Source organism: Salinisphaera sp. (assembly GCF_002729955.1).
GTDB lineage: Bacteria > Pseudomonadota > Gammaproteobacteria > Nevskiales > Salinisphaeraceae > Salinisphaera.
In genome coordinates, this window is sequence record NZ_PBYA01000058.1 from 81,466 (window position 1) to 92,907 (window position 11,442).

9 protein-coding genes and 1 tRNA gene are annotated in these 11,442 nt (G+C 63.2%); 8 read left to right on the forward strand and 2 right to left on the reverse strand.

The annotated features are described in order from the left end of the window. Positions 1 to 29 precede the first annotated feature (29 nt). Together CMN27_RS17350 and lnt are read left to right on the forward strand one after the other, a co-directional pair. Positions 30 to 890, forward strand: a complete 861-nt coding sequence (locus CMN27_RS17350) for a transporter associated domain-containing protein (protein WP_293628541.1) — start codon at positions 30 to 32, stop codon at positions 888 to 890. A 3-nt stretch (positions 891 to 893) separates the two neighbouring features. Continuing rightward, on the forward strand, positions 894 to 2,426 hold the full coding sequence (gene lnt, locus CMN27_RS17355; protein WP_293628542.1) for an apolipoprotein N-acyltransferase: 1,533 nt from the start codon (positions 894 to 896) through the stop codon (positions 2,424 to 2,426). On the opposite strand, the gene CMN27_RS17360 is transcribed toward lnt, so the two are convergent. Beyond that, positions 2,418 to 3,596, reverse strand: a complete 1,179-nt coding sequence (locus CMN27_RS17360; protein ID WP_293628543.1) for a cytochrome c peroxidase — start codon at positions 3,594 to 3,596, stop codon at positions 2,418 to 2,420. The genes lnt and CMN27_RS17360 overlap by 9 nt on opposite strands. A gap of 153 nt (positions 3,597 to 3,749) precedes the next feature. Further along, complete coding sequence (locus CMN27_RS17365; protein WP_293628544.1) at positions 3,750 to 6,260, reverse strand: TonB-dependent receptor plug domain-containing protein; 2,511 nt, start codon at positions 6,258 to 6,260, stop codon at positions 3,750 to 3,752. A 271-nt stretch (positions 6,261 to 6,531) separates the two neighbouring features. Between CMN27_RS17365 and leuS the strand changes: the two genes are divergently transcribed. The 6 genes from leuS to CMN27_RS17395 all read left to right on the forward strand — a co-directional run bounded on the left by leuS (position 6,532) and on the right by CMN27_RS17395 (position 11,238). Further along, positions 6,532 to 8,970, forward strand: a complete 2,439-nt coding sequence (leuS, locus tag CMN27_RS17370) for a leucine--tRNA ligase (protein WP_293628546.1) — start codon at positions 6,532 to 6,534, stop codon at positions 8,968 to 8,970. Positions 8,971 to 8,978: 8 nt separating this feature from the next. Next, positions 8,979 to 9,548: an LPS assembly lipoprotein LptE gene (gene lptE, locus CMN27_RS17375; RefSeq protein WP_293628547.1), complete on the forward strand. Its 570-nt coding sequence runs from the start codon at positions 8,979 to 8,981 to the stop codon at positions 9,546 to 9,548. 36 nt (positions 9,549 to 9,584) lie between these two features. Further along, the gene (locus tag CMN27_RS17380) at positions 9,585 to 10,172 is read left to right on the forward strand and encodes a nitroreductase (RefSeq protein WP_293628548.1); all 588 of its coding nucleotides are present in this window, start codon (positions 9,585 to 9,587) and stop codon (positions 10,170 to 10,172) included. A 114-nt stretch (positions 10,173 to 10,286) separates the two neighbouring features. Beyond that, entirely contained in the window at positions 10,287 to 10,715 is a 429-nt protein-coding gene (rplM, locus tag CMN27_RS17385) for a 50S ribosomal protein L13 (RefSeq protein ID WP_293628549.1), read from the forward strand. A 3-nt stretch (positions 10,716 to 10,718) separates the two neighbouring features. Beyond that, a complete protein-coding gene (rpsI, locus tag CMN27_RS17390) occupies positions 10,719 to 11,111 on the forward strand; it encodes a 30S ribosomal protein S9 (protein WP_293628550.1) in 393 nt (130 codons plus the stop codon). 53 nt (positions 11,112 to 11,164) lie between these two features. Beyond that, positions 11,165 to 11,238: transfer RNA gene (locus CMN27_RS17395), tRNA-Gln, on the forward strand. Positions 11,239 to 11,442: the final 204 nt, after the last annotated feature.

The window sequence follows — 11,442 nt, forward strand, 5'->3', positions numbered from 1 at the left end:
ATAGGAGGGCGCGGCTGCGGCCGCATACGATGAGCGACGAGGACGACAGCGAACAGAGTCGAAGTAGCGGCAATTGGCTGCGCCAGATCGGCATGAGTCTGGCCGGGCCACCGCGCGATCGCGACGAGCTGGTCGAGGTGCTCAAGGAAGCACAGGAAAACGAGCTGCTGGATATCGACGCGCTCTGGATGATGCAGGGCGTGCTCAAGGTCTCCGAGCAGCAGGTGCGCGACATCATGGTGCCGCGCTCACAGATGGTCGTGGTCGAATCCGACGCCGCCGCGGCCGATATCCTCTCCATCGCGATTGAGTCGGGCCACTCACGCTTTCCGGTGATCGGCGAATCCCGCGACGAGGTCGTGGGTATCCTGCTGGCCAAGGATATGCTCCAGCTGGCCGAAGAGCGTGAGGACAATGACACCTTTGAACTGGGTGCGGTGCTGCGGCCCGCGGTCTACGTGCCGGAGTCCAAGCGCGTGAACGTGCTGCTCAAGGAGTTCAAGGCCTCGCGTAATCATATGGCAGTGGTCGTGGACGAGTACGGCGGCGTGGCCGGCCTGGTGACCATCGAGGACGCGCTCGAGCAGATCGTGGGCGAAATCGACGACGAATACGATCAGGCCGAAGGCGCCAATATCCTGCGCCAGGAGCACAATCGTTTTCTCATTCGCAGCCTCACGCCGGTCGAGGAGTTCAACGAATACTTCGAAACCGAGTTCTCCGACGAGGACTTCGACACCATCGGCGGGCTGGTCGTCCACGAATTCGGGCATATGCCCAAGCGCGGCGAAACCACCATTATCGATCGCTTTCAGTTCAACGTGCAGCGGGCCGATTCGCGGCGGATTCATCTGTTCCAAATGACCGTGCTGCCGGAGGCCTCCGAGTAGCGCATGGGGGCAAGGCGCGTGCTTCGGGTCGCTGCGTTCGATGTGCTGCTGCCGGCGCTGTTCGGCGGCCTGGCCACGCTCGGTTTCGCGCCGTTCGGTTACTACGGGCTGACGCTGCTCGCGCTGATCGGCCTGATTGCGCTCTGGTGGCAGGCATCGGCCGGGCGCGGCGCCTGGCGAGGGTTCGTGTTCGGGCTGGCGCACTTCGGCACCGGCATCTACTGGACCTTCGTTTCCACCTACTACTACGGCGGCGCGCCGCTGCCCATGGCTATCGGCCTCGTGGCCGCGCTGAGCGTGTATCTGGCGCTCTATCCAATGCTGGTCGGCGCGGTGGCCGGCGCCACAGGCGGGCTGCCGCGCACGCTGTGGGCGTTGATCGTCGTGCCCTTCGCCTGGCTGTTCGCGGAGCTGGTGCGCAGCTGGGTGATGACCGGCTTTCCCTGGCTGTCGCTGGGGTACTCGCTGATCGACGCGCCGGTCACCGCGCTCGCGCCGATAGGTGGCGTGTATTTCCTCGGCCTGTTGATGATGGCCAGCGCCGGTACGGTGGCGCTGTTGTTCGCCGGCTCCATTCCGGCACGTGCGTTGGCCGTGGTGTTGATCGCGCTGGCCCCGCTCGGGCTTTGGTATACGCCGCCGACCACCGCCTGGACCCGGCCCAGCGGCGAGCCGGTGAGCGTGGATATCGTGCAGGGCAATTTCGCGCAGGCGATCAAATGGGATCGCGACGTCTTTCGCACTACCCTCGAACGCTATCGGTCCATGACCGAGGCCTCCGATGCCGATCTGGTGGTCTGGCCGGAAGTGGCCATTCCGGCGCCGGCCAATCAGATTTCGTCCTATTTCGACGAGATTGCCGCGCTTGCCGGCGGGCGTGGCCAGACCGTGCTTGCCGGCACGCTGGTGCATGAAAGCAACAATGCGCCCTACTACAACGCCGTGCTGGCGCTCGGCGCGGGGCAAGGGCGCTATTACAAGCGCCATCTGGTGCCATTCGGCGAATATTTCCCGGTACCCGAGTTCGTCAAGACGCTGCTCGACGGCGTGAACATGCGCTACAGCGATTTCGGTTTCGGTGCCGAGGATCAGGCCCTGATCGAAGTCGACGGGGTCAAGCTCGGCCTGTCGATCTGCTTCGAGGATGCCTTCGGCTATGAAATCGCCAAGGCCCTGCCGGAGGCCGGCATGCTCGTGAACGTCACCAACGATGCCTGGTTTGCCGGCACCACGGCCGCATCCCAGCATCTGGAAATCGCGCGTATGCGCGCGCTGGAATCGGGCCGACCCATGCTGCGCGCAGCCAATACCGGCATTTCGGCGATCATCGACTACGACGGCCGCGTACGAGAACGCACGCCCGAGTTCGAAATCGCCACCATCGAATCGCAGGTTCAGCCGCGCAGCGGCGAAACGCCCTATATGCGCATCGGCGATCGGCCGCTGTGGTGGGCAAGTGCCGCGGTCACGCTGCTGTCCTTGCTGGGCGGCGTACTGCTCATGCGTCGTCGCAAGACGGACGGCGAGTCACGGTAGATCGGGCTGCGGCATATACAGCGAGTTGCCATCCAGCGTTCGCAGAAATGCAGCCAGATCGTCGAGTTCGGCCCGGCTAAGCCCGAGCGGTTCGATCAGGGGTGAAAGTCGTGCGAGCGGCACGTCGCTGACTTTCTCGGTCGGCGGCGCGTTCTGCCACCACCCCATGTTGTAAAGCGCAAGCAGTGATTCGAGATCGATGCCGTCGCCGAATCCGTTGTGCATGTACGGCGCCGTGCGTCCGATATTGCGCAGTCCCGGCGTGGCAAACGCGCCGACATCCTCCGGCGCGCCGGTTTCGCGGTAGCGGCCCAGATAATCGCCCACGCCGTGCACCGATGTGCCCAGATGATGAAAATCGCCGTCCGAGAGCAGGGCGCCGTGATGGCAGCGAATACAGTTCGCCTTGCCACGAAACAGATCGAGCCCCCGGATTTCCGCAGCCGTGAAGATAGCGTGCTCACCGCGCATGAAACGATCGAAGCGGGTATTCGGCGTATTTAGTGTGCGCATGAACGTCGCGATCGCGCGGGCTATGCGCGCCGCGGTGATCGACGGGTCGCCGTAGGCATCGGTGAACAGCGGCCCGTAACCCGCCACTTCGCCCAGCTGGCGTGCCGCATCTTCGGGAATGCCGGCCATTTCGATCGGGTTCGACCAGCTGGCGATGACCTGTGTTTCCAGATCCGCGGCGCGGCCGTCCCAGAACAGACGATCCTTGAATCCGGCGTTGAGTACCGTGGGTGTATTCAGATCTCCGAGTTGACGATCGTGGCCGACGGCCTTGTGTCGACCATCGGCCCAGCCGAGGCTGGGATCGTGGCAGGAGGCACAGGCGATCTGATTCGAACCGGACAGGCGCGGGTCGAAGAACAGTCGTTTGCCCAGTGAAGCCTTTGCTTCGCTGAACGGGTTGTCGACCGGAAAATCCGGTCGCGCGGGCAAGGGCGCGAGCGCTTCGATATAGAGGCCGTCGGGCGTTGCAAGCGCCGGCCATTGCGACTGTGGGCCTCGGTAACGCTCGACGAGCCGCGCGCGTTCGATGATAGGCGCGAGCGTGTAGACCAGCGCTATGAACGCAGCCGTCGCTGCAACGATGGCAACGAAGACGATCGATTCGCGTCGTGCCAGCCGCGAACTGTTCCGGTCGATGATCCCGTCGGGATTCATGTGCGCAACGGGCCGGGTGGCATTCGAAGCGCGGCTACGGCCGTGGCGTAGCGACGCCATGCCACGGACAACAGATCAGGCCGCGCCGTTGCTCGCCCAAGCGTCGGGCCATAGCCCGCTGAGCGGCCGCGCGGATGGGCACGAGAAGGCGAATCAGAAGTCATAGCCGACTTCCAGCCAGTACTGGCGGCCGACGCCGAACAGCTGGACGCCGGCCTCGTTGCGCACGACATTGCGGCTGTTGGTGACGTTGAGCACGTCAACCCCGATATAGGGCGAGTGATCGCCCGGCAAAAACCGCAGCCGCGTGCTGAGATCCCAGCGCAGGGTGTTGTCCTGTTTTTCGATGTCGTAGCGCTGCAGGCCCGTGGCCAGGTCCGTGCCGTCACGAAGCAGATAGCGGTACCCGTCGGTATAGCTCAGCGCGTTGCGCACCTGCAGGCGATCATTGAAAGCCGAAGTGATGATGTCGACCTGGGCGCTGACCGGCGTGGCGAAATCGCGTGCCGGCAGCTCCGAGCGACGCACCCGACGGCCTTCGAAAATCACATCCTCGTCGGCGGCCGTGCCGTTATAGCCCTTCTCATCGTCGCCGTAGCGGGCATCGGTTTTCTTGTCCATCCACGACACGCCGAGATTGACGCCCCAATCGGCACCGATCCAGGCAAACGGCTGCGAGCGCCAATAGAGGTCGACCTGATCCGTGCTGCTGCTTCCGGAGTTGTCGTAGTTGTACAACTCGCTACCGCCATCGTAGTTCGTGCGGATCTGGTCCTTGCCCTGGCGGCGGACATAGGTCAGGCCGATATCGCCGTGCCAGAGCGTGCCGGCGATGCCGATCGAGTATTCGTCGTCATACGGCGTGTCGAGATCGCGGTAGTCGTATTCGCTTCGATCCTCGACCGTGGTGAGCGGATCGTCCGGGTTGTCGCGCTCGCGTACCTCGACCAGCCGGCGTTCCTCGGCCCGCAGCTTGTAGGCAAGAAACGACTTGCCGTAATACCGATTGGCGCCGGCGATCAGGCGCATGTTCCGGCTGTTGTCGAGATAGACACCGGCCTTCAGGCGCGGCGCGGCGTTGGTGTTTTCCAGCAGGCCGTCGCGTTCGACCCGTAGCCCGGCGCTACCGAAAAACCGGTGGCCGTCGGCCGCGATCTCGCCGAACACGGCGCCATTGGTGTTGGAAAACGCGATATCGCCGGCGCGATAGGTCGCCACGCGGCTCAGGTACTGGTCCGACGGCGCATAGGAGCCAGGGCCGATCGGGTCGGGCAGCGGCGTCTGGCTGTAATCGAGGCGATAGTCTTCGGCCACGAAATCCTGGCCCCGATGCTGTTCGTAGTCGAGATAGGCTATTTCTGCCCCGTAATCGGTCGTCCAGATAGCGCTGATCGGCGTGGTGAACGTAACGGAACCGCCCAGCTTGCGTTGACGGTTCTCGAGGTCGCCCAGGCCGCCGATGATGCTGCCGTCGAATAGCGACGTGCTCTTGAAGTTGGTCAGCGTATGGCTGTCGTATTGGTGCTCATCGGTGGTGAGCCCCGCGTTGACGTTGGCGTCGACACGCGTAGCGCCGATGTGGTTTGCGTAATTGACGCTCAGATTGATGCCCTCGTGGCCGCCGACGAAATCGGAATCGAGATAGTTGATCAGGAAGCTGTCTTCATCGAAGTTCGTATAAGACAGCGACGCATCGAGCTCATAGTCGCGGTCAAGCAGATCCAGGCGCAGGATCCCGTAGCGTGATTTGCTGTCCAGTTCGCGGCTCTGGCTGGGCGTGTATAGCTGGCCGGTTTCCAGAAAATTATCCAGGTCCATCGTGAGCAGCTGCTTTTGGCTGATGGTCGAGCGCTTTTCGCTATAGCCGGCAAAGACGCCGATATCGCCCACGCGCGTCGCCCCGTCGAGGGTGAATTCGCTCTTGCGGAAATCGGGCTGGAATTCGCCGGGCACGCCGTTTGGCATTTGCGCGGCGGCGCTTTCGAACTCGCGTTCCTGGCTTTTGTCGATATGTAGTTGGGTGAGGCTGTCGCTGGTGCCCCGATACGACACATGCGCTTCGTTTCTCCCCCCATAGGCACGGGTTTCGGCCTTGACCACGCCGCCGGTAAAGCCGCCTTCGCGTGCGGATATGTTGGTATCGCTGACTTCGATGTTCTGCAGAAAGCGGGTATCGATGAACTGGCCCTGGGAATGGCCGGCTACGCGCGCGTAGTTATCGGCGCGCTGGCTCTGGGCAGGATCGATGAGGTTGTCCGCTGCCGCGCCGTCCAGCACGAAACGGTTCTGATAGGGCGAGGCGCCCCGAATCGAGAACTCGGCAGGCTTGATGTCGCCCTGCTGACGGCTTGAACTCGCCCCTTCTGCCACCCGCACGGAAGGAATAACCGACAGCGCCTCGGCCATGTCGGAGCGGGCCGAACCACGAATGTAGTCGGCCGGTAGTGTTTGCACCTGGGCATCCAGCGGGTCGGCCGCGACCAGGATCTCGTTGAGCGCCGGCATGGACAGGGCGTCGGTCAGACTGTCTTTATCTGCCGCCTTGGCATCCGCCCGCGTTCTGTATTCCTGTTTTGCCGTGTCCGTTTCGCTGGCCGGCTTCTGTTCGGCCTGCGCCGCGTAGGTGGTGCCCAGCAAGGCTGGCACGATCAAAAGTCTGTGCATGGTGTCCCCCGTGAAATGCCGGGAGAGCATAATCATCCAGATAACGAATACAAATGATTCGCATTTAGATTGAGTGCAATGGAATGCAATTCCACGGGCTGCCAGCCGTTCGTACGCCGTATTAACCGCCTTACCGTGATTTTGTTGGCCGGTGACGCGGCATGGCCGCGAGTAGCGTTGCGGCGCTTTCAAGCGCGGGTGGCGATGAAGCAGCGCGAACGTATCGAGTACACTAGGCGGCCGTTTTTTGCTTTTCGATCGATAGCCGCCGATGGATTCCACCTACCGTTTCGATGCCATCGAAACCGATGTACAGGCCCGCTGGCGCGACGCGCGCGCCTTTGAAGTCAAGCGCGACGAGCGCGAGAAGTTCTATTGCCTGTCGATGTTCCCTTACCCCAGCGGCAAGCTGCATATGGGGCATGTGCGCAACTACACCATCGGCGATGTCATCTCGCGTTATCAGCGCATGTGCGGCAAGAACGTGCTCCAGCCCATGGGCTGGGACGCCTTCGGCCTGCCGGCAGAGAACGCGGCGATCAAGAACGGCGTGCCGCCGGCGAAGTGGACACGCGAAAACATCGCGGCGATGCGAGAGCAGCTCGCCCAGCTGGGTTTTGCCTACGACTGGTCCCGCGAAATCGCCACCTGTGATCCCAGCTACTACCGCTGGGAGCAGTGGCTGTTCACCAAGCTGTTCGAAAAGGGGCTGGTTTATCGCAAGGAATCGGTCGTCAACTGGGATCCGGTCGACCAGACCGTGCTCGCCAATGAACAGGTGGTCGATGGCCGCGGCTGGCGCTCGGGCGCGATCGTCGAGCAGCGTGCCATTCCGCAGTGGTTCGCGCGGATCACCGACTACGCCGACGAACTGCTGGACGATCTCGACGCGCTGGACGGCTGGCCGGAAGCGGTCAAGACCATGCAGGCAAACTGGATCGGGCGCTCCACCGGCCTGGAAATCGATTTCGAAGTCGTCGGCCATGACGAGCCGCTGACCGTCTACACCACACGCCCGGACACGCTGCACGGCGCGACCTATATGGCCGTCGCCGCCGATCACCCGCTGGTCGCGGCCGCCGCCGAGCACGACGCCGAACTGGCCGCCTTCTGTGAAGACTGCCGCAAGGCCGGCACAGCCGAGGCGAGCCTGGAAACGCGCGAGAAGAAAGGCTATCGCCTGCCCAGCGAAGCGACGCATCCGCTCACCGGCGAGCGCATGCCGATCTTTGCCGCCAATTTCGTGCTGATGGGCTATGGCACCGGTGCGGTCATGAGCGTGCCTGCCCACGATCAGCGCGACTGGGAGTTCGCCACCGCCTACGATCTGCCGATCGTGCCCGTGGTGGCCAGCGCCGACGGCAGTGCGCCGGATGTGAGCGCGGGGGCAAGCGCCGAAAAAGGCCCGCTCATCAATTCCGGCGAAGACGATGGCAAGGACTTCGACACCGCCTTCAACGATATCGCCGATCGGCTGGAGGCCCGCGGCATCGCCCGGCGCAAGACCCAGTACCGCCTGCGTGACTGGGGTTTGAGCCGTCAGCGCTACTGGGGCGCGCCGATTCCGATCATCCACTGCGACGATTGCGGCGCGGTGCCGGTGCCGGAACAGGATCTACCGGTGGTGCTGCCCGAGGATGTCACCCCCGAGGGCGCGGGCTCGCCGTTGCCGGACATGCCCGAGTTCGTGAACGTGGATTGCCCGCAGTGCGGCAAGGCCGCCCGGCGCGAAACCGATACCTTCGACACCTTTATGGAGTCGTCCTGGTATTTCGCGCGTTTTGCCTGCCCGGATGCCGATTCCATGCTCGACGATCGGGCCAACTACTGGCTGCCGGTGGATCAATACATCGGCGGTATCGAGCACGCGATCCTGCATCTGCTCTATGCGCGCTTCTTCCAGAAGGTAATGCGCGACGAAGGCCTCACCGACGCGGGCGAACCCTTCAAGCGACTGCTTACCCAGGGCATGGTGCTCAAGGACGGGGCAAAGATGTCCAAGTCCAAGGGCAATACGGTCGACCCGCAGGCGCTTATCGAAACCTATGGCGCGGATACGGTGCGCCTGTTCTCCATGTTTGCCGCGCCGCCGGACCAGTCGCTGGAATGGTCGGATGCGGGCGTGGAAGGCGCCAATCGTTTCATCAAACGGCTCTGGCGTCTGGTGGCCGATCATGTCGAAGCGGGCATTGTGGCCCCGGCCACGAGCGCGGACGGCGAGGCCGGCGAGCTGCGGCGCAAGCTGCATGAAACCATCGCCAAGGTCGGCGACGATATCGGCCGGCGGACCACCTTCAACACTGCGATCGCGGCCGTCATGGAGTTGTGCAACGCACTGGGCAAGCTCGACGGCGGCAAGGGCGATGCCCAGGCCGTGCGCCAGGAAGCCCTGGAAGCAGTGGTCAAGATGCTCGCGCCCATCATCCCGCACGTCTGCGATGCCCTCTGGCGCGAGCTGGGCCACGACGATCTGCTGCTGGATGTCGCTTGGCCGCAGGCGGACGAATCCGCGCTCACCCGCGACACGCTCACGCTGGTGGTTCAGGTCAACGGCAAGGTACGCGCCAAGATCGACGTGCCGGCCGACGCCGACCGCGATACCGTGGCCGAAATCGCCCAGGCCGAAGCCAACGTGGTCCGCTTCATCGACGGGGCGCCGATCAAGAAGACGATCGTCGTGCCGGGCAAACTCGTCAATCTCGTGGTATAGATCGCCTCATGAAATCGATATCTTCTGGTTTGTCCGGTCGACGCGCCACGGCACGTTCGCGTATTCGCCGCCGCCTCGGCGGCCTGGTCGTGGCCAGCATCTTCACACTGCTGCTGGCCGGCTGCGGCTTTCATATGATGGGCGCCTCGCCGCTTCCAGAGGGCGTCGATCGCATGTACGTCAGCTACAGCGACGATTATCAGGTCGGCGATCCGCCGCTGGTGGAAACGCTGCGTCAGCGGCTGCGCGAACGCCATGTGCTGGGCGACAGCGGCGCGCCGGCCAGGCTTGCGATTCGCGGCATCGAAAACCGCCAGCGCATCATCTCGGTCAGCCCCGTCGATGGTCAGGTGGCCGAATACGAACTCACCACAACGGTCGTATTCGATTACACGGTCAACGACGCCAGCCAGCTGCAAAACGAAAAGCTGTCGGTCAGCCGCAGCTACAGCTTCGACAACACCGAACGCCTTGCTGCCGAGCAGGAGCAGCGCGAACTGCTGACCGCGATGCACGAAGAACTGTCCAACCTGATTCTTCTGCGCGTTGCCACTGCGAATGAAAAACTGGCCGGTTAGAGTGGCAGGCATCGCTTCGCCTACGACGCATCGCACATGACCGATCGCAGTATTCTCAAGGCCAGCCCCATAACCCCCGCGGATGCAGCCGACTTCATTCGCGGGCGGCGTACCGTGGATCAGTTCACCGACGACATTCCGGACCCCGCGATTATTCGCGAAGCGGTGGAACTCGCGCGCTGGGCGCCCAACCACCATCTGACCCAGCCCTGGCGTTTCTATACGCTCGGGCCGACAACCCAGAGTGCGATCGTCGATCTCAATACCCGGCTGGTGGCCGAGCGCAAGGGCGATGAAGTCGCCGCCGCCAAGCGCGAGCGTTGGCAGGCGGTGCCGGGCTGGCTCGCGATTACCTGCGTGATCGACGACGATCCGGACACGGCGCGCGAAGACTATGCCGCCTGTGCCTGCGCGATCCAGAACATGTCGCTATACCTGCATAGCGCGGGGCTGGGCAGCAAGTGGATCAGCGGCGAGGCCACGCGCCATCCCGATCTGGCGCGGATTCTGGATATTGATCCCGGGCGCGAATACTGCGTGGGCCTGCTGTGGTATGGTTATCCGAAACGCCGGCCGCGCAGCCAGCGCAGCGATCTCGACACCATACTGGCAGCGCGCCCCTGAGCTCCCTGCAAATAGGCGCGAGACGGGCGTTGCAAAACCCGTGTACCCCCGATAGAATTGCGCGCTTTCGCAGCCGCCCGGCTGCCTAATCGCGTTGGTTCAGGATACAGTGCAATGAAGACGTTTTCTGCAAAGAAAGACGAAGTTCCCGGTGACTGGTATGTCGTCGATGCCGACGGCAAGACGCTCGGTCGTCTGGCTTCGGAAGTCGCCATGCGCCTTCGCGGCAAGCACAAGCCGGAATACACCCCGCATATGGACGTGGGCGATCATATCGTGATCGTGAACGCGTCCAAGATTAAGGTCACCGGCAAGAAGCCGCAGCAAAAGATCTACTACCGGTTTACCGGTTATGTCGGCAACCTGAAGTCGATCACGCTCGAGGATCAGCTCGCCGCACATCCGGAACGTGTCATCGAGCACGCCGTCAAGGGCATGCTGCCGAAGAACCCGCTGGGCCGTCAGATGGCCCGCAAGCTGCGCGTCTATCCGGGCGCCGAGCATCCGCATACCGCACAGCAGCCGCAGACGCTGGAGATTTAGTCAATGGCAACCGAACAAGCCTACGGTACCGGCCGTCGCAAGACCGCGACCGCCCGCGTTTTCATCAAGCCGGGCAGTGGCCAGATCACGGTCAACAAGAAGTCGCTGGACGAATACTTCGGCCGTCCGACTTCGCGCATGATCGTGCGCCAGGCGCTGGAAGCGACCGATTCGAGCGATCGGTTCGACATCAACGTGACCGTCGCCGGTGGCGGCCCCAACGGCCAGGCCGGCGCGATTCGTCATGGCCTGTCCCGTGCGCTGGTTCAGTACGATGAAATGATGCGCGCACCGCTGCGTGCCGCTGGCTACATGACCCGCGACGCGCGTAAGGTCGAGCGCAAGAAGATCGGCCTGCACAAAGCTCGTAAATCGCCGCAGTACTCCAAGCGCTAGCGTCGATTGCCGACCGTTCGCCGCCTGCCCGGCGAGCGGTCAGCCCAGTTTGCTGGGGGATCGTCTAGTGGTAGGACTACGGACTCTGACTCCGTCAACGGGGGTTCGAATCCCTCTCCCCCAGCCAGCATCAAAAGCCCGCCAATCGGCGGGCTTTTTTTATGGATGCTGGCTGGGGGAGAGGATTTGATTCGACCCCCTCGGTTCGACGAGCGAGCACCGCTCGCGAGAACCGGGGCGCGCAGCGCCACGGGCCCCGAAGGGGTGAGCGTGCGCGAGCACGCGAATAATCCTAAGGTGGGCGGGCGGCTAATTTGAACGAAGCCTACAG